The 22,571-nt window shown below is 71.0% G+C and carries 20 protein-coding genes; 16 read left to right on the top strand and 4 right to left on the bottom strand.

Annotated features, from left to right (window positions below):
• The first annotated feature begins 87 nt into the window (after positions 1-87).
• Positions 88-738: a helix-turn-helix domain-containing protein gene (locus tag ASD66_RS14715; protein ID WP_082599507.1), complete on the top strand. Its 651-nt coding sequence runs from the start codon at positions 88-90 to the stop codon at positions 736-738.
• An 11-nt stretch (positions 739-749) separates the two neighbouring features.
• On the opposite strand, the gene ASD66_RS14710 is transcribed toward ASD66_RS14715, so the two are convergent.
• Positions 750-2,192, bottom strand: a complete 1,443-nt coding sequence (locus tag ASD66_RS14710; RefSeq protein WP_056891353.1) for an FAD-dependent oxidoreductase — start codon at positions 2,190-2,192, stop codon at positions 750-752.
• Between the two features lie 109 nt (positions 2,193-2,301).
• On the opposite strand from ASD66_RS14710, the gene ASD66_RS14705 reads away from it, so the two are divergent.
• The 14 genes from ASD66_RS14705 to ASD66_RS14640 all read left to right on the top strand — a co-directional run bounded on the left by ASD66_RS14705 (position 2,302) and on the right by ASD66_RS14640 (position 19,134).
• Complete coding sequence (locus ASD66_RS14705) at positions 2,302-4,374, top strand: NAD(+) synthase (RefSeq protein ID WP_056891352.1); 2,073 nt, start codon at positions 2,302-2,304, stop codon at positions 4,372-4,374.
• A 36-nt stretch (positions 4,375-4,410) separates the two neighbouring features.
• Complete coding sequence (locus ASD66_RS14700; RefSeq protein WP_056891351.1) at positions 4,411-5,193, top strand: MerR family transcriptional regulator; 783 nt, start codon at positions 4,411-4,413, stop codon at positions 5,191-5,193.
• 124 nt (positions 5,194-5,317) lie between these two features.
• Complete coding sequence (locus ASD66_RS14695) at positions 5,318-6,658, top strand: glutamine synthetase family protein (RefSeq protein ID WP_056687643.1); 1,341 nt, start codon at positions 5,318-5,320, stop codon at positions 6,656-6,658.
• Between the two features lie 40 nt (positions 6,659-6,698).
• Positions 6,699-7,373, top strand: coding sequence for a hypothetical protein (locus ASD66_RS14690; RefSeq protein ID WP_156388689.1), 675 nt, complete (start codon positions 6,699-6,701; stop codon positions 7,371-7,373).
• Complete coding sequence (locus ASD66_RS14685) at positions 7,370-8,140, top strand: type 1 glutamine amidotransferase (protein ID WP_162254280.1); 771 nt, start codon at positions 7,370-7,372, stop codon at positions 8,138-8,140. Before ASD66_RS14690 ends, ASD66_RS14685 begins: the two co-directional genes overlap by 4 nt.
• Positions 8,137-11,127, top strand: a complete 2,991-nt coding sequence (locus ASD66_RS14680; protein WP_056687640.1) for a bifunctional [glutamine synthetase] adenylyltransferase/[glutamine synthetase]-adenylyl-L-tyrosine phosphorylase — start codon at positions 8,137-8,139, stop codon at positions 11,125-11,127. The genes ASD66_RS14685 and ASD66_RS14680 overlap by 4 nt, the downstream gene beginning before the upstream one ends.
• Before the next feature lie 45 nt (positions 11,128-11,172).
• Positions 11,173-12,663 (top strand): hypothetical protein, encoded by a 1,491-nt coding sequence (locus ASD66_RS14675; RefSeq protein WP_156388688.1) that lies wholly within the window; start codon positions 11,173-11,175, stop codon positions 12,661-12,663.
• A gap of 48 nt (positions 12,664-12,711) precedes the next feature.
• On the top strand, positions 12,712-13,410 hold the full coding sequence (locus ASD66_RS14670; protein WP_056891347.1) for a hypothetical protein: 699 nt from the start codon (positions 12,712-12,714) through the stop codon (positions 13,408-13,410).
• 122 nt (positions 13,411-13,532) lie between these two features.
• Entirely contained in the window at positions 13,533-14,972 is a 1,440-nt protein-coding gene (locus tag ASD66_RS14665) for a PepSY-associated TM helix domain-containing protein (protein WP_056891346.1), read from the top strand.
• Between the two features lie 7 nt (positions 14,973-14,979).
• On the top strand, positions 14,980-15,657 hold the full coding sequence (locus ASD66_RS14660) for a YcnI family protein (protein WP_056891345.1): 678 nt from the start codon (positions 14,980-14,982) through the stop codon (positions 15,655-15,657).
• Entirely contained in the window at positions 15,654-16,856 is a 1,203-nt protein-coding gene (locus ASD66_RS14655) for a FixH family protein (RefSeq protein ID WP_082599506.1), read from the top strand. Before ASD66_RS14660 ends, ASD66_RS14655 begins: the two co-directional genes overlap by 4 nt.
• 42 nt (positions 16,857-16,898) lie before the next feature.
• Positions 16,899-17,681 (top strand): isocitrate lyase/PEP mutase family protein, encoded by a 783-nt coding sequence (locus ASD66_RS14650; RefSeq protein WP_056891343.1) that lies wholly within the window; start codon positions 16,899-16,901, stop codon positions 17,679-17,681.
• 71 nt (positions 17,682-17,752) lie between these two features.
• Positions 17,753-18,403 carry a SatD family protein gene (locus ASD66_RS14645; RefSeq protein WP_235530101.1) on the top strand — a complete coding sequence of 217 codons (651 nt, stop codon included), beginning with the start codon at positions 17,753-17,755 and terminating at the stop codon, positions 18,401-18,403.
• Positions 18,400-19,134 carry a hypothetical protein gene (locus tag ASD66_RS14640; protein ID WP_056891342.1) on the top strand — a complete coding sequence of 245 codons (735 nt, stop codon included), beginning with the start codon at positions 18,400-18,402 and terminating at the stop codon, positions 19,132-19,134. The genes ASD66_RS14645 and ASD66_RS14640 overlap by 4 nt, the downstream gene beginning before the upstream one ends.
• A gap of 26 nt (positions 19,135-19,160) precedes the next feature.
• On the opposite strand, the gene ASD66_RS14635 is transcribed toward ASD66_RS14640, so the two are convergent.
• The 3 genes from ASD66_RS14635 to ASD66_RS14625 form a co-directional block, all read right to left on the bottom strand.
• Positions 19,161-19,622, bottom strand: coding sequence for a DoxX family protein (locus ASD66_RS14635; protein ID WP_056891341.1), 462 nt, complete (start codon positions 19,620-19,622; stop codon positions 19,161-19,163).
• 76 nt (positions 19,623-19,698) lie between these two features.
• On the bottom strand, positions 19,699-20,514 hold the full coding sequence (locus ASD66_RS14630; RefSeq protein WP_235530100.1) for a pentapeptide repeat-containing protein: 816 nt from the start codon (positions 20,512-20,514) through the stop codon (positions 19,699-19,701).
• A gap of 25 nt (positions 20,515-20,539) precedes the next feature.
• Complete coding sequence (locus ASD66_RS14625) at positions 20,540-20,992, bottom strand: MarR family winged helix-turn-helix transcriptional regulator (protein ID WP_056891339.1); 453 nt, start codon at positions 20,990-20,992, stop codon at positions 20,540-20,542.
• Between the two features lie 124 nt (positions 20,993-21,116).
• Here ASD66_RS14625 and ASD66_RS14620 point away from each other — a divergent pair, with 124 nt between their 5' ends.
• Positions 21,117-22,571 (top strand): MFS transporter, encoded by a 1,455-nt coding sequence (locus tag ASD66_RS14620; RefSeq protein WP_056687616.1) that lies wholly within the window; start codon positions 21,117-21,119, stop codon positions 22,569-22,571.

Genomic DNA, 22,571 nt, shown 5'->3' with positions numbered 1-22,571 from the left:
CGGAAGAACCTCGTGCTTCCTTGACTTTCAGCGAGACGTTCGGTGAAGGTGAAGCAGCAGCGTCATGCAACTGACGAAAGGCTGGGGATGCCTCTCTCTCGGGGAGAAGGGCCGATCCGGGTGGTGGGTCAGGACGACCCGTCGCCAGTTGATGCTGCGCCCGTCGTGCTCGCGATCGCCGCGTCCGCCCAGGACCGCCTCCGCATCGCCGAGGCGATCGGCACCAGCGCCGCCGTCGTCATGGTCGCCACCCGGGCCGAGGCCCTCGAGATCCTCGGTGGCCTCCCGGCGGTCGAGCCGGCCCTGCGGTCGGTGCCGCCGGTTCCTCCGCAGGCCCTGCCCATGCGCCCGGCGCATGCCCCGTCGCGTCCGGCACCGGCCCTGTTCGGGCTCGAGGTCGACTCGGACTGGCGGGTCGCGTCCTGGCAGGACCGCGAGGTCGGTCTCTCACCCCTCGAGCACGATCTCCTGCTCTGCCTGCTCGAGGAGGTCGGGCACGTGCAGCCGTTCGCCGACCTGCAGCGACGGGTCTGGGGGAACGACCACCTGGGCGACCGGTCACACGTGCAGTCGGTGGTCAAGCGGTTGCGCCGCAAGCTGCACGAGCTCGACAGTCCGCTCCAGATCGACGCGGTGCGCGGCGTGGGGCTGCGGCTGATCGACGTACGCCAGCACCGGACGCCGGAGGCGGCCGTGGTGCCGGGCCCGCGGGCGCCCACCGGTACGTCGCTTTCCTGAGGGCGCGGTCGTCAGGCGTAGGGGGCGAGCACGGCCTCCAGCACTGACCGGTCGTGCAAGCCGTCCGTCGGCGGGGGCGGCCTCCCGGGCGAGGGAGGGAGCGCGTCGAGGACCGCCCGGGTGCGGGCCGCCACCCTCTCCGAGGCGATGACGCGCTCGTCATCGAGCAACATGGTCGCCCGGAACGTGGCTCTCAGCAGGTCCGGATCGGCGTCCGCCGCGCGGTCAAGGTCTTCCGAGGTCACCGGATGTCCCTCGGGCAGCTCGATCCCCGGAGCGTTGCGGGGGATCGCCTGACCGGCCAGCCCGGCCCGCAGCTGACGGTCGAGGGTGACGTCACTCGCGGCGGTCTCCCGGTAGTAGATCGCCAGCACGCGCTGCTGCCACGCGTCGTATGCCAGGGCCAGGTCGTCGGGGTCGAGTGATTCGTCGCCGAGCAGGTCGCAGAGCGCACCGGCTGCCGCCAGCCCCATCGAGAGACCTCGGCCACGGGTGGGGTTGGTCATGCACAGCGCGTCGCCGACCTGGTGCAGCCCCCGGACCACGGGCCGACCGTCGCGGACCAGGAAGCGCATCCGGTTGTCGAGTGCGCCAAGGCAGAACACCGAGCCGATCGGGTCGAGGGCGACGGCCCACTCCTCGAAGCCGGGCATCGCCGCCATCACCGCGGAGAACGCGGCATCGTGGCGCAGCCGTTTGAGCAGTGGGTCCTTGCCGTGTGTCGACATCGCCAGCATGCCGGTGTCGTTGTCGCCCAGGAACAGCAGCGAGATGAAGCTGGGGAACTGGTGGATCTGGGCGAAGCCTGCGTTGAGCCTCGGTGCATCGCCGACGACGCGGTGGTGACGCGTGTAGTAGATGACCTCGCACGGGTCGACCCGCTGGGGCTGGACGATGCCGGCATCGGCCAGCCACCGGCTGATCGGCGAGCGGCGTCCGCCGGCGTCGATGACGAGGCCGGCGGTGACAGAGCTCCCGTCCTCCAGCCCGAGGCCGGTCGCGGTGGGCACCGGTCCGGACTCGTCGAGCAGAAGGCCGGTGGCCCGGCTGTCGACCCGCCTGATCCCGGACTGACCGGCCACGGCTTCACCGAGCACCCGGTCCAGCGTGAGTCGGCGTACCCGCAGGCAGTCCAGCTGCTCGTCACCCGGCCGCCCGCCGTCGACCCAGTGCGGCGGCACCATCGAGGCGAAGGTGATCAGCGGGGCGCCGGCATCCAGCAGGGCCTGTCGTACGTCGGGCAGCCGGGTGGTCAGCTCGTGGAGGGTGCGGGCCATGAACCCGTGTGCCTGCACGGTGTGAGGTGCTCCCGGACGTGCCCGAAGTTGCGGTGACGGCGTGGAGAACAGGTCGAACTCGTCGTCGACCAGGGTGACCTGCCAGCCGGTGCGCGCCAACAGCAGTGCCGTCACGGAGCCGACGGCGGACCCTCCGAGTACGGCGACCGTTCGCATGTCCCGACGCTAGGACCGCTGATGCTCGGTGGCGACACCGAAATGCGGGAACTTCGGGCCCGCCTGAGGTGCCGCCGGGAAGCGGCAGCCACCCCATAGACTCACGGACGTGGACTTCTACTCTGCCTATGCCCAGGGTTTCGCGCGCGTCGCCGCCTGCGCCGTGCCCGTCTCGATCGCGGACCCGGCGGCCAACGCGGCGACCGTCATTGCGCAGGCCACGGAATGCCACCAGGAGGGTGTCGCGGTCGCGCTGTTCCCCGAGCTGTGCCTGACCGGCTACGCCATCGACGACCTGCTGCTGCAGGACACGTTGCTCGCCTCGACGCTGTCCGCGATCGACGACATCGTCGAGGCCTCGCAGGACCTGCTGCCGGTGATCGTGGTCGGCGCCCCGCTCGTGCAGGGCACGCGGGTGCTCAACTGCGCCGTGGTGATCCACCGTGGATCGGTGCTCGGGGTCAGCCCGAAGTCCTACCTGCCGACGTACCGGGAGTTCTACGAGCGCCGCCACTTCGCACCGGGTGACGACCGCCGCGACGAGTGGATCACGCTCGGTGGCGACGAGGTGCCGTTCGGTCCCGACCTGATCTTCAGCGCTGCCGACCTGCCTGACCTCAAGCTGCACGTCGAGGTCTGTGAGGACATGTGGGTGCCGGTCCCGCCCAGTGCCGAGGCCGCGTTGGCCGGCGCGACGGTGCTGGCCAACCTGTCGGGTTCGCCGATCACTGTCGCCCGGGCCGAGGACCGCCGGCTGCTGGTGCGCTCGGCGAGCGCGCGCTGCCTGGCGGCGTACCTCTATGCGGCGGCGGGTGAGGGGGAGTCGACCACGGACCTCAGCTGGGACGGCCAGACGATGATCTACGAGCTCGGCGAGCTGCTCGAGGAGACCGAGCGGTTCCCCGAGGGCGCGCGGCGCAGCGTCGCGGACGTCGACCTCGGCCGGATCCGCCAGGACCGGCTGCGGCAGGGCACGTTCGACGACAACCGGCGCACGCACGAGGGCCGGCTCTCGTCGTTCCGGACCGTCGAGTTCACCCTCGAGCCGCCGACCGGTGACATCGGCCTGCGGCGCAAGGTCGACCGGTTCCCGTTCGTGCCCGACGACGCAGAACGGCTCGCCCAGGACTGCTACGAGGCCTACAACATCCAGGTCTCCGGCCTCGAGCAACGGTTGCGCGCGATCGGCGGCGACTCGTGGCAGCCGAAGGTCGTCATCGGGGTCTCCGGCGGGCTCGACTCCACGCACGCACTGATCGTGGCGGCCAAGGCGATGGACCGGCTGGGCCGGCCGCGCACCGACATCCACGCGTTCACCATGCCGGGCTTCGCGACCGGCGACACCACGAAGTCCTACGCCACGCGGCTCTCCACCTCGCTCGGCGTCACCTTCGAGGTGCTCGACATCAAGCCCGCGGCCACGCAGATGCTCGACGACCTCGACCATCCGTACTCCGACGGCGAGTCGGTCTACGACGTCACGTTCGAGAACGTGCAGGCCGGCCTCCGCACCGACTACCTCTTCCGGCTGGCCAACCACCGTGGCGGCATCGTGCTCGGCACCGGCGACCTCTCCGAGCTCGCGCTGGGCTGGTGCACGTACGGCGTGGGCGACCAGATGTCCCACTACACGGTGAACTCCGGGGTCCCGAAGACCCTGATCCAGCACCTGATCCGCTGGGTGATCGACAGCGGCCAGTTCGCCGCCGACGACTCCAGCGGCGAGATCAACGACGTGCTCCGCGAGATCCTCGAGCAGGAGATCACTCCCGAGCTGATCCCGACCGAGGAGGGCGAGAAGCCCCAGGCCACCGAGGACTCCGTGGGCCCCTATGCGCTGCAGGACTTCTCGCTGTTCCACACGCTGCGCGGCGGCGCCCGACCGAGCAAGATCGCGTTCCTGGCCTGGCATGCGTGGCAGGACGCCGAGGTCGGCGAGTGGCCGCCGGGATTCCCGCCCGACCGTCGTGCGGCCTACGACCTGCCCGTCGTACGCAGGTGGCTCGAGGTGTTCATCACTCGGTTCTTCGCGTCGCAGTTCAAGCGGTCGGCGCTGCCCAACGGCCCGAAGGTCTCCGCGGGCGGCACGATGTCGCCGCGCGGTGACTGGCGGATGCCGTCGGACGCGTCGCCGACTGCCTGGTTGGCCGAGCTGGAGAACGTTCCGCGCGAAGGCTCTTGACCCTGACACCGTGTCAGGCCGTGGAGTGATCCCGTCATGTTGAACATCGGAGACTTCGCCCGCTTCGCCGGGGTGTCAGTGCGGATGCTGCGTCACTACGACGCGGTCGGACTGCTCGCCCCGTCCGAGGTCGACCCCTTCTCGGGCTACCGGCGGTACGACGAGTCGCTGCTGCGGCGCGCGCACCAGCTGGTGGCCCTCAAGGAGCTGGGCTTCAGTCTCGAGGTGGTGGGAGAGATGCTCGACGGCCCGCCCGACCTGCTCCAGCAGCGACTGGAACAGCGCCGGACCGAGCTGGCCGACGAGATCACCGCCAACCGGACCCGCCTCGACGAGGTGGAGCGGCGTCTCCGACTGATGGAAGGACACATCATGGAGATGAACTGCACGGAAACGACCCTGCCCGAGCTGGAGGTCACCCAGCTGACCGCCTCGGTGGCGGAGCAGCCCCAGATCGGACCGGTCATCGGACCGCTGTTCGTGCGACTCGCGTCGGCGGCTGCAGGGCAGGGGACCGGCTTCGACCCGAGCGTCGCCTGGTACGACGTGGGCGACGAGGGCATCCGGTTCGCGGCCTGCGGCCCGGCGGGCCTCGACGTCGAGGGTGCCGAGCCGGCCACGCTGCCTGCGGTGCCGCGTGCCGTCGTGGCGACGTACACGGGGCCGATCGACCGCATCGCCGAAGGCTGGCAGGCCCTGGGCGCGCACCTGACCGAGCAGGGCCTGCACGCCTCCGGCACCTGCCGGGAGCTCTACCTCTCGTCGCCGGCCGATCCCTCCGCCGACTGGGTGATCAAGCTCCAGCAGCCCGTGCGCTGACGCTGACCCCCGCGCCCGACCTCTACGCGGAACATCCCAGTCATCAGGTGACTGGGATGTTCCGCGTGCACCAACTGGTGGCGTGTCACACGCGTGTAACAGGCGATGGTCCATAGTTGGGTCCATGGGTAAGCAGGAAGACTTCGTGCTGCGCGCACTCGAAGAACGCGACGTCCGGTTCGTCCGCCTCTGGTTCACCGACGTCCTCGGTTTCCTCAAGTCCGTGGCGGTGGCTCCGGCCGAGCTCGAGGGCGCCTTCAGCGAGGGCATCGGGTTCGACGGCTCGGCCATCGAGGGATTCGCCCGCGTCTACGAGGCAGACATGCTGCTGCTGCCCGACCCGTCGACGTTCCAGATCCTGCCGTGGCGTGGCGGCGAGGGGCCCGCGACGGCGCGCATGTTCTGCGACATCATGATGCCCGACGGCAGCCCGTCGTACGCCGACCCGCGCTACGTGCTCAAGCGCACCCTGAGCGCCGCGGCCGAGAAGGGGTTCACGTTCTACACCCACCCCGAGATCGAGTTCTACCTCTTCAAGGACACCCCCAACTCCGGTGACGACCCGATCCCGGTCGACCGCAGCGGGTTCTTCGACCACACCGCGCAGTCGCACGGCTCCGACTTCCGTCGCGAGGCGATCACGATGCTCGAGTCGATGGGCATCTCCGTCGAGTTCAGCCACCACGAGGGTGGGCCCGGCCAGCAGGAGATCGACCTGCGGTACGCCGACGCGCTGAGCACCGCCGACAACATCCTGACTTTCCGCACGGTGATCCGTGAGGTGGCACTGAGCCAGGGCATCTGGGCCAGCTTCATGCCGAAGCCGTTCACCACGCACCCGGGCTCGGGCATGCACACGCACGTGTCGCTGTTCGAGGGTGACCGCAACGCGTTCTTCGAGGCCGGCTCCGAGTACCAGCTCAGCAAGACCGGCCGGCAGTTCATCGCCGGGATGCTCCGCCATGCCAGCGAGATCACCTGTGTCACCAACCAGTGGGTCAACAGCTACAAGCGGCTGATCGGCGGCGGCGAGGCGCCGTCGTACATCACCTGGGGACACAACAACCGCTCGGCGATGGTCCGGGTGCCGATGTACAAGCCCAACAAGGGCCAGTCCACCCGCATCGAGCTGCGCACCATCGACCCAGCCTGCAACCCCTACCTGGCGTTCGCGGTGATCCTGGCCGCCGGCATGAAGGGGATCGAGGAGGGCTACGAGCTGCCTCGCGAGACCGAGGACGACGTGTGGTCGCTCAACGAGCGCGAACGCAACAGCCTCGGCATCGAGCCGCTGCCGAAGACGCTGGCCGAGGCGATCAAGGTCGCGGAGAACTCCGAGCTGCTGGCCGAGACGCTGGGCGAGCACGTCTACGACTACTTCCTGCGCAACAAGCGATCCGAGTGGGAGGCCTACCGCGGCCAGGTCTCGGCCTGGGAGCGGGACCAGATGCTGCCGGTCATCTGATCCCATGACTCTGAGCGTCCCTCGAGCACTGCTCACGCCGTTGTTGATCGCGACGACAGCAGTCGGTGCGACCTGGCTGATGGTCTTCCTGGATTCACTCGAGGATCGCGTCGTCGACGGCGATGGTTACGCGCCTGTGGCTGTGGGGATCACGCCCATCGCGCTGGGCTGTGCCACGGTTCTGGTGCTTCTCGGGGCCGGCACGACGCTGCTTGTGCAGGCCCGCTCGCGAGTGGCCGCGACCGCTGCACTTCTCACGGGAGTCGCGACCCTGCTCACCGCACCCGTGTGGAGGCTGCTGGAGGACGATGGCAAGGGCTTCGTGTGGCTACCCCTAAGCGTGGGCATCCTCGAAGTGGTCGTGGCCGGCTGGTTGGTGCTGCGGTCCGGCGCTGCTGACCCGCCCGTGCGGCCCCTGCGATCCCTGGTGTCGGCCGGTCTGCTGGCCGTGACCGGACTGGTCTGCGTGGGCATCAGCGTCTTCCTCCTGGTCACCATCGTCACGTCGGCACAGGAATTCGATGTCGTGGGCACGTTCCATGAGGACGAGTCACAGATGTACTACATGCCGATCGGGATCGCGTTCGCGGTCGTGTTCGGGACCTGCGGAGTGGCCGTGCTCGGCACGCTCGCGCGGAGGTGGCCACGTCGGGTTGCGTCAACGGATCTGTCCGGGCTGTCCGGGCTGCACGAGTCATGGGAGAGCCGTCGATGACCACTCCATGCATTGTCGCCATCGAGCACGAGGCCATGTGTCCGCCCGGGCACCTCGGCGCATGGCTGAGCGAGGCCGGCGCCGAGGTCGAGGTGTGCCGCCCGTACGTCGGTGACGCACTGCCCGACCTCGCGGCGTACGACGCACTCGTGGTGCTCGGCGGCACGATGGGAGCCGACGACGATGCGGCGTACTGGTGGCTCCCGCCGCTCAAGCACCTGGTGCGCGACGCAGCCGACACGGGGGTGCCGACCCTCGGCATCTGCCTGGGCCATCAGCTGGTCGCGGTCGCCCTCGGCGGAGGCGTCGAGGTGAACCCGCGGGGACAGCAGGTCGGCGTGCTGCCGGTCGGATGGCTGCCTGCCGCGGCGCAGGACCGGGTCTTCGGCCGACCCCACGGGCTGCGCGGCATCCAGTGGAACAACGACATCGTCTCGGAGCTGCCCGACGGCGCCGTGCTGCTGGCGGCGACCCCGGACGACGAGGTGCAGGTCGTGCGGTTCGCCGACTCCGTCTGGGGCGTGCAACTGCACCCCGAGGCCGACGAGCAGATCGTGGCGGCCTGGGCGGACGGCGACCGTGAGGCGCATCTGGCGCGTGGCCTCGACCAGACGGCACTGATCGGCTCCATCGCCGATGCCCGGGCCGAGCTGGACGCGGCCTGGCGCCCGATGGCCGAGCACTTCACGCAGCTGGCGCGCGAGCGGATGGATCGACGCCAAACTGGCGACGGGTCGGCAAGAACTGGCGACGGGTCGGCGGGATGACGCCGCGGGCAGTCGGACGCGGCGAGCTGATCCGGCAGGGATTCAGCGACCCGGAGACCTCGGCGGCGCGACTGGCCGAGCTGGGGGAGCAGGGCCCACCGCTGCTGGCGATCCTGAACCGCACCGCTGATCCGGACGCGGCACTCGACGCCCTGGTCGACCTGGCCGACGCCGTCGAGCGCGACGCGGGCGAGAGCCGCCAGGACTTCCTGGAGGAGCTGGTCGACGACGAGGGAACCGCGATGCGGTTGCTCAGCGTGCTCGGCGCGAGCAGCGCCCTGGCCGACCACCTGGTGACCCATCCCCACCACTGGCGTGAGCTGACCGACCCGACGCTGGGCAACACCCGCCCGGCGGCGTACGCCGTGAGGGAGGCCCTGCTGCGCGCCGTGGGTGCCGACCCTGCCGACGCGGAACCGGTCTCGGCGATGGACGACACCGAGGCGGTCGACGCACTGCGGGTGGAGTACCGCCGGGTGCTGCTGCGGATGGCCGCCCGCGACCTCGCCCACGGCGTCGGCGTCGACGACATCGCCGCCGAGCTGTCCGACCTGGCCGCCGGCACCCTCGACGCCGGACTGTCCATCGCCCGCGCCCGGGTCGGCGAGACCGCGGCCACCGCCCGGCTCTCGGTCATCGCCATGGGCAAGTGCGGGGGCCACGAGCTCAACTACGTCTCCGACGTCGACGTGATCTTCGTCTTCGAGCCGGCCGAGGGAGCCGACGAGGGAGTGGCCAACCGGGCGGCCACCCAGCTCGCCGCCCAGCTGATCCAGGTCTGCTCCGACCACACCGCCGAGGGCACCATCTGGCCGGTCGACGCGAACCTGCGCCCCGAGGGCAAGTCGGGTCCGCTCGTGCGCACCCTGGCCAGCCACCGCGGCTACTACGAGCGCTGGGCCAAGACGTGGGAGTTCCAGGCCCTGCTCAAGGCGCGACCGGTCGCCGGTGACCTCGCGCTGGGTCGCGAGTACATGCAGATGATCGCCCCGATGGTGTGGTCCGCTGCCAGCCGAGACGGCTTCGTCACGGACGTCCAGTCGATGCGTCGCCGGGTGCTCGACCACATTCCGAGCCACGAGGCCGAACGCCAGCTCAAGCTCGGCTCCGGGGGGCTGCGCGACGTCGAGTTCGCCGTCCAGCTGCTGCAGATGGTCCACGGCCGCACCAACGAGGGTGTCCGCGCGCCGACCACGCTGAGCGCGCTGGCGCAGCTGACCCGCGGCGGGTACGTCGGGCGCGAGGACGGCCAGTCGATGCACGAGGCCTATGCGTTCCTGCGCAAGCTCGAGCACCGCATCCAGCTGCACCAGCTGCGGCGTACCCACGTGCTGCCCGACGACGAACCCTCGCTGCGACGGCTGGGACGTTCGATCGGCTACCTGCGGGACCCGGTCGTGGAGCTCGACAAGGAGTGGCGCCACCACCGCCGCGAGGTGCGGCGCCTGCACGAGAAGCTCTTCTACAGGCCGTTGCTCAGCGCGGTGGCCCGGATCCCCGGCGAGGAGATCCGGCTCTCTGCCGACGCGGCCGAGCAACGCCTGTCTGCACTGGGATATCTCGACCCGAAGGCTGCGCTGCGGCACCTGGAGTACCTCACCAACGGTGTCTCCCGGACGGCCGCGATCCAGCGCACCCTGCTGCCGGCGATGCTCGAGTGGTTCGCCGACGCCCCCGACCCGGACGCCGGGCTGTTCGGCTTCCGGCGGATCAGCGAGACCCTGGGCGCGACGCACTGGTTCCTCGCCACCCTGCGCGACGAGGGTGAGGTCGCCCAGCGGCTGGCGCAGCTGCTGGCCACCTCGCGCTTCGCCACCGACCTGCTCGAGCGCGAGCCCACCGGCGTCAAGCTGCTGGGCACGGACCTCACCCCGCTCAGCGCCGAGGCGCTGACCACCGAGATGCTGGCCTCGGCCGGACGCAAGGACAGCCCCGACCAGGCCGCGTTGGCGATCCGGGCGATCCGGCGCCGTGAGCTGCTGCGCATCGCCGCCGGTGAGCTCGTCGGCAACCTCGACGTGGTCGCGGTCGGCGCGGGCCTCTCCAACCTCACCGACGCCACCCTCGAGGCGACCCTCTCCGCAGCACATCGCGCGGTCGTGGCGCAGCGTGGCCTCGACGCGCCGGCCAGCGCCATCGCGGTCATCGGCATGGGGCGGTACGGCGGCTTCGAGCTGTCCTACGGCAGCGACGCCGACGTCATGTTCGTGCACGAGGCGGCGCCGGGCGTCGAGCCCCAGGTCGCGGCGTCGTACGCCCAGGCGGTGGTCATCGAGCTGACCCGCATGCTCGCCGTACCGGCCTCCGACCCGCCGCTCGAGGTCGACGCCGGACTGCGACCCGAGGGCAAGCAGGGGCCGCTGGTGCGCACCCTGGAGTCCTACCGGGGCTACTACGCCAAGTGGTCGCGGGTGTGGGAGTTCCAGGCCCTGCTGCGTGCGGACGCGGTCGTCGGCGACGAGGACCTGCGTCGGCGCTTCACCGAGCTGATCAACCCCCTGCGCTTCCCGGTCGACGGGATCACCGAGGACGACGTCATCGAGGTGCGCCGCATCAAGGCCCGCGTCGACGACGAACGACTTCCCCGCGGGGCCGACCCGAACACCCACCTCAAGCTGGGCCGCGGGGGACTGGCCGACATCGAGTGGACCGTCCAGCTGCTGCAGATGCTGCATGCCGGACGGCACGAGGGCCTGCAGACCCCGCGCACCCTGGACGCGTTGCGGGCCGCCACCGAGGCTGAGCTCCTCGACGCCGACGACTCCGAGGCGCTCAACGCGGCCTGGCGCCTGGTCAGCTCGATGCGCAACGCGGTCACCCTGGTGCGGGGCAAGGCCTCCGACCAGATCCCGCGCGACCCGCGGGAGCGTGCGGCGGTGGCTTCGGTCCTCGGCTACTCTGCGGGTGAATCCGACGCCATGGTGAACGACTACCTGCGCACCACACGCCGTGCACGGAGTGTGGTCGAGCGGATCTTCTGGGGCTGACCTCACCGCTGACGAGGCCTGCGCCGGGACCAAGACGGGGGACACGTGTTGACATCGAGTGTGGGTGCGCTGCGCCGCCACTGGCCGCTGTGGCTTGCCCTGCTGGTGGTCGTCGCGGGCCGCATCGTGTTGTGGGACTGGCCGATCACCCCCGACGAGTCCGGCTTCTACCTCGTCGCCGACGACCTGCTGCACCGCGGCGGTGACGGCCTCTACGGTCACTACTGGGTCGACCGGCCACCGATGCTGATCTGGCTGTTCATGGTGGCGGCCGCGATCGGGACGGTGGAGGCGATCCGCTGGATGGTGGCCGCGTTCTTCCTGGCTTTCGTGGTGCTCACCTATTGCGCCGTACGCCGACTCGGCGGTGCCGCAGGCTGGGCCGCCCTGGTCGCCGCGGCGTTCTCGATCACGCCCGCCGTCGGGGCCCCGGTCGCCAACGGCGAGGCGTTCGCGATCCCGTTCGTGATGGGCTGCGTGCTCTGCGCGGCGATCGCCGCACGCCACGAGGGCGGTCGGGGGCTGGCCTGGTCGGCCGCCGCCGGGCTGGTCGGCCTGCTCGCGATTGCGGTCAAGCAGAACTTCGCCGAGGGCCTCGTCTTCGCGTTCGTGGTGCTGGTCGTCGCCGGTCTCCGCAAGGAACGCACCTGGCCCGACGTCGCACGCCGACTGCTGGCCGGCCTGGCCGGGATCGCGGGCGGCGTGGGGATGATGGTCGGCTGGGCGTTCAGCGCCCCCACGGGCGTGAACGGGCTGTGGGTGGCCGCGATCAGCTTCCGCGGTGACGCGTCGTCGCTGATCCGGGCGGGCTACCGCACCGGCATCGAGAACCGCACCGCGGCGATCGTGGAGGACGCCTGGCTCTCCGGCATCATCCCGATGCTGATCGTGCTCGTCGTCGTGGCGCTGGTCGGTCGGTTCCGGGGCAGTGCGCTCGGGTGGGCGGTCGCCGCGATGATCGCGGTGGAGGCTGTCGGGATCCTGGTCGGCGGCAACTTCTGGACGCACTACCTGCTCGGCCTCGCGCCCGGTCTCGCGCTGGCGGTCGGGTTGACGATGCCGCTCGCGCGCAGGCGCTGGCTGGTGCTCCCGGTGGTCGTCTACGTGATCGGCTCGGCGCTCTGGGTGACGCCGACCGAGGCCAAGGAGATGGCCGACTACGGCACGCCGCGGCTGACCGTGCTCGGCGAGTTCGTGGCGGCTTCGGCCGAGCCTGGCGACACCGCGACGACGCTCTACGGTCGCGCAGATGCCCAACGTGCCAGCGGGCTGCGCTCGCCGTACGAACACCTGTGGAGCCTGCCGATCCGGGTGCTCGACCCCGACCTCGACGAGCTGATCGGGGTGCTGCAGGGCGACGACCCGCCGACCTGGCTGATGCAGGTCTTCCCGTTGCACGCCTGGGGCCTGGACCCCGCCGAACGCATCGGGGGTGTGATCCTCGACCGCTACGACCTGGTCTACGACGACTGCCACGTGCGGGTCTTCCTGCTCAAGTCGGTCGACCGTGACCTCGCCTCGCCGCCCACCTGCTGACACCCACGGACACGTCAGGGACTTTCGGGCTGTGGGAGGATACGCGACGTGAACGGGACCGCGGGGCCGCTGCTGCGGCGGGTGCGTGGCGCCGTGCTGGCCTTCGTCGCCCTCAGCACCGGCGTCGTGGCGCACGTGGCTGCGAACGGCCTGCTGCCCTCGGTGCCGACCCTGGTCGCGTTCTATCTCTTGGCAGCCGTGGGGCTCGGTTGGTTCCTGCGTCGACCCGCCACCACGCTGCGCATCGTCGCGCTGACCGTCGGCGGCCAGACCGTCGTGCACGCGATGCTGACGATGACCTCCGGTCACGCCGGCGATGCTGCGCACACCGTCGGCACGGCCCCGGTCGCGCCGGCCCGGCCCGAGTCGCTGGTCGGCTCCGGGTCGCCGATGGAGCAGTACGCCGCCGCTCGCCCGCAGGTGCAGTCCGACTTCGCCCTGCCCCACGCCCTGCACCACCTGATCGCCGACATGACCGGCGCGCACGCCCCGATGATGGTGCTCCACCTGTGCGCCGCGGCCCTCGTCGGCCTGTGGCTGGCCGTCGGTGAACGTGCGATCTGGACCCTTCTCGCCCTTGCCGCGGCGGTCGTCGTACCGTCCCTGCGCCGGCTGCTGGCCGGGCTGGCCCTGCCGGCACCGCTCGCTGCCGCTCCGGCCGCGTTCGAGCGGTCGGCTCCTCCTCACCTGACGACGCTGGCGCGCAGCGTCGTACGCCGCGGTCCGCCGGCTCTCCTCCCGGCCTGACCTGACCCTGCGCATCCCGACGGATGCGCCTTTCCTGCGCACCCGCGCGCCCGTGCACCGCCATGTCGTCGTACGACGACCCGGTGCCGCGGCGGCGTACGCACGTGTCCCTGAGGAGAGACATGACCCTGCAGATCGATCCACCTGCAGCGCGCCCCGACGGCGACCCCCCACGGGGGCGACCCGCGCGCGCTGCCTCGCCCGGATGGTTCCGGGCGTTCTGGAGGTGGCACCTCTACGCCAGCCTCCTGGTCGCGCCGATCCTGCTGGTGCTGGCCAGCACCGGCCTGATCTACCTGTTCCGCTTCCAGCTCGAACCGCTGCTGCACGCCGACGTGATGTTGGTCGAGCAGCCGGCCGACATGGACTTCACCCAGCCGTACTCCGCCCAGGAGGCGGCCGTCGAACGCGCCTACCCGGACGCCACGATCATCTCGATGACCGAGCCCGACGACGAGGGCCGGAGCACGCGGTTCTCCATCGTCACCGGCTCCGGCGAGGCGCGCGACGTCTACGTGAACCCATGGGGTGCCGAGGTGCTCGGCGCGATCAACCCCGACACCACCCTGAGCGGCTACGCCGTCCGCATCCACCGTGACCTGATGGTCGGCAAGTGGGGCGACCACCTGATCGAGCTCGCCGCGAGCTGGGCGTTCGTGATGGCCCTGACCGGCTACTACCTCTACTGGAAGGGCCGGGCCGCGCGGCGCCGACGACCCCGCTCGTTGCGCTCCCGGCACGGCCGGATCGGCCTGGTCGCCGGGGTGGGACTGCTGCTCCTGCTGGCCTCCGGGCTGCCCTGGACCGGCATCTTCGGCGCCAAGGTGCAGGAGCTGGCCACCGACCGGGGCACCTCCATGTGGAGCACCGACCCCGGCGCGGTCTCGGACCCCACCTCGACGCTCGACGAGTCGCTGCCGCACTCGCACGCGCAGGAGGTGCCGTGGGGCAGCGGCAAGACCGAGGTCCCGAGGTCGAGTGGCCACGAGGGCTCGAGCCGGGCCAACCTCGACACCGCCGTCGAGATCGCCTCGGAGCAGGGTCTGCGGCACCCCATGACCGTGGCGCTCCCTGCCTCCGAGGACGGTGTCTACTCGGTGATCGGCTACGCCTTCGACGCCCCGTCGGACGAGAGGACCGTGCACGTCGGGCGCTTCGGGGGAGAGGTCGAGTCGACCTACGGCTACGACGACTACCCGGCGCTGGCCAAGGTCGTCGCCCAGGGCATCGGCCTGCACGAGGGCCGCAGCCTTGGCCTCTGGTCGTTCTGGGGCTCGGCCCTGATGTGCCTGGCGATCATCGCGTCCTGCATCACCGGACCCCTGATGTGGTGGCGACGTCGTCCGGGCGGATCGGTCGGAGCCCCGCGCGGCCGGATGCCACTACGGGCCTCGCCGTTCCTGCTGGTCGCGGTCGTCGTACTCGGCCTGTTGCTGCCGCTGTTCGGCCTGTCCCTGCTGGTGGTGCTCGCCTTCGACCACCTGCTCGTACGCCGGGTGCCCGCGCTGTCCCGCTTCTTCGACACAGCGCCCATCCCCACCCCCTCTTCAACTCCCCGATAGGAAGAACATGAAACTCTCACGCACGATTGCCCGACTCGCCCTGCTGCCCGCCGTGGGGGCGACCCTCCTGCTCGGGGCCGGCGCGGCCTCGGCGCACGTCAGCGTCACCGCCTCGGAGACTGCCGCCGGCGCCTACACGGTGCTCACCTTCAGCGTTCCGCACGGCTGCGACGGATCACCGACGAAGAAGGTCGCGATCCAGCTGCCCGAGGAGATCGTGGCCGCCACCCCGACCCGCCAGCCGTTCTACGACGTGGAGAAGGTGATGGAGAAGCTGGACGCCCCGATCAAGGACGGGCACGGCAACGAGATCACCGAGCGGGTCGGCCAGATCGTCTACACCGCCAAGACGCCGCTGCCCGACGGCCAGCGCGACACCTTCGAGGTCTCGGTGCAGCTGCCCGACGCCGCAGGCGAGACCCTGGACTTCCCGACCATCCAGACCTGCGTGAAGGGCGAGACCGCCTGGACCGAGGTCCCCGCGGACGGCCAGGACGCCGAGGAGCTCGAGGCGCCGGCACCCAACGTCGTGATCACCGACGCGGAGTCGCACGCCGACTCCGGCAACGCGTCGGACCGGGAATCCGACGACGGGGTCAGCCGACTGGCCATCGCCGGACTGGTGGTCGGGCTGCTCGGCCTGCTCGCCGGTGGCACCGCCCTGTCCCGCAGCCGCAAGGCGTGAACGCACGACTCGACCGGTCCACGCCCGCCTCCCGCGGGGGGCGTGGCCGGGTGGTCCGGCTACTGCTGACCGCCGCGCTCGCGCTGGCCACCGTGGCGCTCGGGGCCGGGCCGGCCTCGGCCCATGCCCAGCTGGTCGCCAGCACGCCCGGGTCCGGCGCGGTCGTGGCGCAGGCCCCCGCGAGGATCACCCTCGAGTTCAACGAGCGCGTGGTGGCGCGTGCCGCCGAGACGCACGTCTTCACCGGCACCGGCGAGGAGGTCGCGGTCGACGTGGACACGGTCGACCGCGACGTCGAGATCACTCCCACCGGTCAGCTTCCCGAAGGCACGGTGGTGGTGGCCTGGGCGGTCACCTCGGCCGACGGCCACGAGGTCAACGGCTCGCTCACCTTCGCGGTGGGCGCGCCGACCCCGGGGAGCACGGCGAACGACGCGTTCGCCGCACCGGTGACGACCGGGCTGTCGTTCGCCCACGGCCTGACCCTCGCAGCCGGTGCGCTCGCGGTGCTCGGGTTGGTCGCGCTCCTCCTGCTGGGTCGCGCCGGCCGGTGGCTCGAGGCCTGCTGGCTGGTCGCACTGGCCGCCGCCGTGCTCGTCGTACCCCTCGCTGCCGTGCGTGACGGTGCCGGTTGGGCCGGCCTGCGCGACTGGACGCACTGGGTCGACGGCTGGCTGACCTGGCGCGGACTGCTGGTGGCCCTGGCGGTGGTGGCGGCCGCCGGTGCGGTCTCGGCGGTACGCCGCCCGAACCGGCGGCCCGCACTCGTCGCCGCACTGGTGCTGGCCCTGGCGACGCCGGCCGCGTTCGCCGTGCCGGGCCCGGCGGCGTCCGAGGCGACCGGTCAACCGGGCGGCAGTCCGGTGGCCGAGGCGTCGGCGTCGGAGCACACGCTGCGGATGACGCTGGACAGCGTGGTCACCGGCACGACCGGATTCCGGCTGGAGGTCCTCGACGAGGCCGGCACACCGGTCACGCCGTACGCCGACCCGCGGGTGCGCGCCACGACGGACGGGCTGGACCTGGCCCTCGACCTGACACCGGACGGCCGCGGCCGGTGGAGAGGCACCGTCACCCTGCCGAAGCCGGGGGAGTGGAAGGTCGAGGTGAGCGTGCGGTTGTCGGAGTTCGAGAACCCGGTGCTGGTGTTGCCGTTCCGGATCGGCACGCCCGCGACAGGAGGTGGTGGAACCCACTGAGCCGCGAGCCAACCTTGGGTGCGTCGGAGTAGCGTCGGCGCCATGGCTGACCAAACCACAATTGACCGGGGCGCCGAGCTGCTGCGCCTCCACCAGGACACCAAGCTGCTCACCGTCGTGAACGTCTGGGACGTGATCAGTGCGAAGGCCGTCGCCGGCGTGGAGGGCACCACCGCGCTCGCCACCGCGAGCCACTCGATCGCGGCCTCCCGCGGCTACGAGGACGGTGAGAACATTCCGATCGACGAGATGGTCGAGGAGTGCCGCCGCATCGTCGCGGCGACGTCCTTGCCGGTCTCGGCCGACCTCGAGGGTGGTTACGGCGACCCGGCGGAGACGGTCCGCAAGGCGATCGGCGTCGGTGTCGTGGGCGCCAACATCGAGGACCAGATGCGACCGTTGGCGGAGGCCGCGGCCAACGTCGAGGCGATCATGAAGGTGGCCTCCGACGAGGGTGTCGACTTCGTGCTCAATGCCCGCACCGACGCGTTCGTCAAGGCCGGTGACCGCGACAAGGGTGAGGTGCTGGCCGACGCGATCGAGCGGGGCCGCGCCTACCTCGACGCGGGTGCGCCGGTGGTGTTCGTGCCCGGCAAGCTCGACGAGGAGCAGGTCTCGGCACTGGTCGACGCGTTCGGCCCGCAGCGCCTCACCCTGATCGGCATCCCGGGCGGTCCGGCGCTGGCGCGACTCGAGCAGCTGGGCGTGGCCCGGGTGTCCTACGGCCCGATGTCGCAGCGGGTGGCGTTGACGGCTCTCCAGGAGCTGGTCGAGGCGGTCCACGCCGGAGGCGGCGTACCGCCGACGATGCGCACCCTCAACTGAGTCCCGGGCGCCCTACCCTCGACAGTGAAGCAATATGCTGCATTCCGTGAAAAAGAAGGTATCTTCTTCATATGGCCGGAATGAAGCAGGACGCCACCGTCACGCTGATCGGGGACGTGGTCGGTTCGCGGGTCCCCGACGACCGGGCGGTCGTGCACGCCCGGCTCGAGGAGGCCCTGGCCGACGTCAACACGGAGCTGACGCCCGCCGTGCCGCTGTGGATCACGGCCGGCGACGAGTACCAGGCGACCTTCGCCCGCCTGGGGGACGCGCTCGCCGCCACGCTGCGGCTGCGCCTGGCCCTGCTGCCCGACCTCGACGTGCGCCACGGACTCGGCTGGGGTGCGGTCACGGTGCTCGGCACGTCCCCGCGGATCGAGGACGGCCCGGGCTGGTGGGCGGCACGCAAGGCGATCGTGCGGGTGTCGACCGACGCGGGCCGGGCCTCGCTGGGTCGCGTGCGTACGGCGTTCGAGGTGGCCGACGACGCCGCCCGTCCTGACGCGGCGGCGATCAACGCAGCCCTGCTGGGGCGCGACGGCCTGGTCGGTGCGATGTCGGCCCGGTCGTTGTCGGTGCTGCGTGGTCTGCTGTCCGGACAGACCCAACGAGAGGTCGCCGAGACGGAGGGCGTCTCCGCCTCGGCAGTCTCCCAGCGGGTGCGCCACGACGGCATCGCCCTGGTGGTGGCCATCGACGAACAGTTGAGAGGAATCGAGTGAGCTGGTTGGGACTGCTGCTCATCGGAGTGGCGCTCGCGGACCTGTCCTTCTCGATCCGCCCGCGGGCCTGGCTGCCCGAAGGCCTCGGCGCCCTCGCCGTGGTCGTGCTCGGACTCGTCGCCGGGCTCACCTCAGCACTCGACCTGGTCGCGCTGGTGGTCATCGCGGGAGTCGTGCTGGCCTGGGGCCGCACGGTCACCCTCGGCTTCGGTCGCGGCCGACCAGCGGTGCCGCTGCTCGTGCTCGGTGGTGCGCTGGCCGCCGCGATCCTCTTCTCCAGCCTGGCCGGTGAGGCCGGCGGGCTGCTGCAGCGCTGGCTGGACGACGTACGCCTGCCGTTGCTGGCCGGCATGGACGCCGACCGGGCGCTGCTGCTGCTCGGCGCCCTGGGCGTGCAGCTGAGCACCGGCAACGTGCTGGTCCGCCTCGTCCTCGCGGTGACCGGCACCCTCAACCCGGCCAAGCACGGCACCGCGTCCGACCCGGAGGTGCAGCTCAAGGGTGGCCGCCTGCTCGGCCCGATGGAGCGGGTGTTCATCCTCTCCCTCGGTCTGGCCGGGCAGGTCACCGCGGCCAGCATCGTGGTGGCCGCGAAGGGGCTGCTGCGCTTCCCCGAGCTCTCCTCCCGCAAGGACCAGGTGCGCATCCACCAGCTCACCGAGTACTTCCTGGTCGGCAGCTTCGCGAGCTGGCTGGTGGCGCTGGCAGCTCTGGTGCTGCTGGCCCGGTGACCCGCCGACGGTGCACCGGTGACGGCTTAGCTCGCGCGCAGCTCCGGCTGGCGGTCGACCGGCCGTCGACGCATGAGCAGGCCGTCGACCGACAGGCGTCCGGCTCCCATTCCGGCCAGCAGGAGCCCCAGCACGCCGAGCACCAGCACCAGCTCGTAGCCGCCCTCGGCCGCGAAGAAGGCGTCCCGGTGCACGAACCACCAGGCGCCGGCCATGTGAAGCGCCCACAGCGCGCCGATCACCGGGGTGAGTGCCCCCAGGGCAATCAGGACACCGCCGCCGATCTCGAGGGCGATGGCGAAGGCTGCCGCCGCACTCGCGAAGGGAATCCCCATCGCCGCGAAGCCGTCGGCCGTGCCGGCGAGCCCTTGCTGGTCGAGCTTCTGCCAGCCGTGCGCGACCATCACCGTCCCCAGGACGAATCTCACGAGCAGCAGGACGGCGTCCTGGCCGGGAGTGGTGGAACGGGTCCCGAGTGGGAACTTCATGCGGTCTACCTCCGAGGTGATTGACAATTGAACGATCACCGTACGGAGCCGAATTGAGAGGTTCCTGAGAGCCCGGTCAGGACCAGTGCGACGGACGGGTGAGCGCTTCGCTGAACCGCGTGGCAGCGTCGCCGCGTGCGGCGTTGACCTGCATCTGCGTGAGGAACAGGGCGTCTCTCAGGTCGGCACCGGCCACGTCGGTGCCACGCAGGTCGGCGCCGAGCAGGTCGGCTCCACGTAGGTCGGACCCGCGCAGGTCGGCGCCGATCATCAGCTTGCCGCGCAGGTCTGCGGCCCGGAGGTCGAGGCCGGACAGGTCCTGACCGGCCAGGTCGTCCCGACGCACCCTGGCGTGGTCGGCACCCCGGGCACGCTGCCCGCGGGCCGAGTCGCTGGCCTCCCGGAGCAGGGGAGCGACCTCGAGCCGGTGCGCGTCGACGTCCACCCCGAGGACGTCGTACGGCGTGCCGTGGGTGAGCGCCTCGGTGGTCGCCACCATCGCGGTCAGTCGTGCGCGCAGGTCGGTGGTGGCGGTGTCGTCGGACAGTGCGCCGAGCGCATCGCTGAGGTAGAACAACATCTCGTGCAGCCGGCGCATGCTGCCGAAGACCTCGAACATGTCGCGGGACTGCTCGGGGTGGGACCGCCAGGTCTGCCCGTCGTACAGGCGCTGGGTGACGGCCTGGCCCGCGCCGAAGCAGTCGTACGTCGTGCAGCCGACCATGCCCAGCGGCCGCAACCGGTCATGGACCGAGCAGCCGAAGCCGGAGTCGAGGTTGCGGCAGGGCTCGCCGCCCTCCTTGCTGAAGGCGAAGTCTGCCGAGCGGGTGAATGGCAGGGCCACGCAGCACAGCCCCGCGCAGCTGCCGCAGTCCGCGACGAGTTCGACCATGCGGACCATTCAACAGGGGGAGTGATCAGCGGCGCGGCCAGGGCCGACCGTCGCGCGCCTCGATCTCCCCGTTGAAGCGGCGCAGCAGGTCGGCCAACGTGGCGACGTCGTCCTCCGGCCAGTCCTCGAGCACCCGGCGCAGGCCACGGATGTTGGCGCGTCGGTCGGCGAGGAGCTGGTCGCGCCCCGCCTTGGTGACCAGGAACTTGCGGGCCAGGCCGCCGTCGGGGTCGGGGATCCGCTCGACGAGGCCGTTGCGCATCATCGCGGCGGTCTGCCGGTTCAGGGTGGAGGCGTCGAGGCTGAACGCCTCGGTGAGCTGGCCGATCGACATCGGCCCCTGGGCGTGCAGCCGGGTCAGCAACGTGTAGGCGCTGCGGTCGAGCCGCTTGCGGCCGGTCTCGTCGTGACGCACGGGGGAGAGGTACCTCCCGAGCAGCAGTGCCTCGCGCTCGATGTCCTTGAGCCGGTCGCCCACGTGTCCTCCTTGCCGGAACTGATCCTGCGAGACGTCCGGTCCACCCAAGGGGCAGCGGAGCCTCCGTCAAAAGTGTAACGCACACAACATGTGCATCATGCACATCGTGTGTAGGATACAAGTCATGTCCACGACCCTTGCTGCCGACGAGCAGACCTCCACACCACCGGTCCACTCCGGCGCCATCGTCTTCGTGCTGTCGGTGGCTGGCATCACCGCCGCCCTCATGCAGACCCTCGTCGTGCCCCTGATCGGCGACCTGCCCAGGTTGCTGGACACGTCGGCTTCCAACGCATCCTGGGTGATCACCGCGACGCTGCTGACCGCGTCCGTGCTGACGCCGGTCAGCGGCCGACTGGGCGACCTCTTCGGCAAGCGGCGGATGATGCTGCTCTGCTCCTTCGCCCTGATCGTCGGTTCGGTCGTGTGTGCGCTCGCCTCCTCGGTGGCGCCGATGATCATCGGCCGCTGCCTGCAAGGGGCCGGTATGGGGTTGATCCCGCTCGGCATCAGCGCGATGCGCGACGTCCTGCCGCCCGAGCGCCTCGGCACCGCGATCGCCCTGATGAGCGCCTCGCTCGGTGTCGGTGGCGCCCTCGGCCTGCCGATCGCGGCCGGCGTGGCGGAGCACACCAGCTGGCGGGTCCTCTTCTGGGGTTCGGCCGCCCTCGCCGCGCTGATCTCGGTGCTGATCGTCACGCTCGTGCCGCACACCCCGATCACCGCGATCGGTGCCCGCTTCGACTACGTCGGCGCCGTCGGGCTCGGCATCGGCCTGGTCTGCCTGCTGCTCGGCGTCTCGAAGGGCGCCGACTGGGGCTGGGGCAGCGGCCTCACCGTCGGCCTGCTCGTGGTCTCGGTGGTGGCCTTCCTGGCCTGGGGCTGGTTCGAGCTGCGCACCACCGACCCGCTGGTCGACCTCCGGGTCACCGCGCGCCCGGTCGTGCTGCTCACCAACGCGGCGTCGCTGGTCATCGGCTTCGCGATGTACTCGCAGATGCTGATCCTGCCGCAGCTGCTGCAGATCCCGACCGAGACCGGCTACGGCCTCGGCCAGTCGATGTTCGAGATGGGCCTCTGGATGATGCCCGGCGGACTGGTGATGATGCTGGTCTCGCCGATGGGCGCCAAGCTCTCCCACCTGCGCGGTCCGAAGGTGACCCTCGCGCTGGGTGCGTTCATCGTCTCGGTCGGCTACTTCTCCGCCGTACTCCTGATGGGGTCGACGTGGGGCGTGATGGTCGCGGTCTGCATCTGCAGCACCGGCGTCGGCCTGGCGTACGGCGCGATGCCCGCCCTGATCATGGGCTCGGTCCCGTTGTCGGAGACGGGCTCGGCGAACAGCTTCAACACGCTGATGCGCTCGGTCGGTACGTCGGTGAGCGCGGCCGTCGTCGGCGTCGTGCTCGCCCAGATGAGCACGGACTTCGGACCCGTGTCGCTGCCCACCGAGAACGGTCTCCGGGTGGGGTTGCTGATGGGTGCCGGTGTGGCGCTCGTGGCCGCGCTGATCGCCCTGTCCATCCCCACCGGCGCCAGCCGCCGGGCTGAGGAGAGCATCGAGCACGCCGCGGCCTGA

Origin of the sequence: Nocardioides sp. Root151, assembly GCF_001427925.1 — a bacterium.
Taxonomy (GTDB): Bacteria; Actinomycetota; Actinomycetes; order Propionibacteriales; family Nocardioidaceae; genus Nocardioides.
The sequence above is the reverse complement of the archived record's forward strand: the minus strand, read 5'-3'. Positions and strand labels throughout refer to the sequence as shown.

Coding starts and splice junctions, on each gene's coding strand:
- ASD66_RS14695 (WP_056687643.1), top strand. CDS start 5,318: ATGGGTAAGCAGGAAGACTTCGTGCTGCGCGCACTCGAAGAACGCGAC.
- ASD66_RS14685 (WP_162254280.1), top strand. CDS start 7,370: ATGACCACTCCATGCATTGTCGCCATCGAGCACGAGGCCATGTGTCCG.
- ASD66_RS14620 (WP_056687616.1), top strand. CDS start 21,117: ATGTCCACGACCCTTGCTGCCGACGAGCAGACCTCCACACCACCGGTC.
- ASD66_RS14710 (WP_056891353.1), bottom strand. CDS start 2,192: ATGCGAACGGTCGCCGTACTCGGAGGGTCCGCCGTCGGCTCCGTGACG.
- ASD66_RS14715 (WP_082599507.1), top strand. CDS start 88: ATGCCTCTCTCTCGGGGAGAAGGGCCGATCCGGGTGGTGGGTCAGGAC.
- ASD66_RS14630 (WP_235530100.1), bottom strand. CDS start 20,514: ATGGTCGAACTCGTCGCGGACTGCGGCAGCTGCGCGGGGCTGTGCTGC.
- ASD66_RS14700 (WP_056891351.1), top strand. CDS start 4,411: ATGTTGAACATCGGAGACTTCGCCCGCTTCGCCGGGGTGTCAGTGCGG.
- ASD66_RS14645 (WP_235530101.1), top strand. CDS start 17,753: ATGGCCGGAATGAAGCAGGACGCCACCGTCACGCTGATCGGGGACGTG.
- ASD66_RS14650 (WP_056891343.1), top strand. CDS start 16,899: ATGGCTGACCAAACCACAATTGACCGGGGCGCCGAGCTGCTGCGCCTC.
- ASD66_RS14660 (WP_056891345.1), top strand. CDS start 14,980: ATGAAACTCTCACGCACGATTGCCCGACTCGCCCTGCTGCCCGCCGTG.
- ASD66_RS14665 (WP_056891346.1), top strand. CDS start 13,533: ATGACCCTGCAGATCGATCCACCTGCAGCGCGCCCCGACGGCGACCCC.
- ASD66_RS14680 (WP_056687640.1), top strand. CDS start 8,137: ATGACGCCGCGGGCAGTCGGACGCGGCGAGCTGATCCGGCAGGGATTC.
- ASD66_RS14635 (WP_056891341.1), bottom strand. CDS start 19,622: ATGAAGTTCCCACTCGGGACCCGTTCCACCACTCCCGGCCAGGACGCC.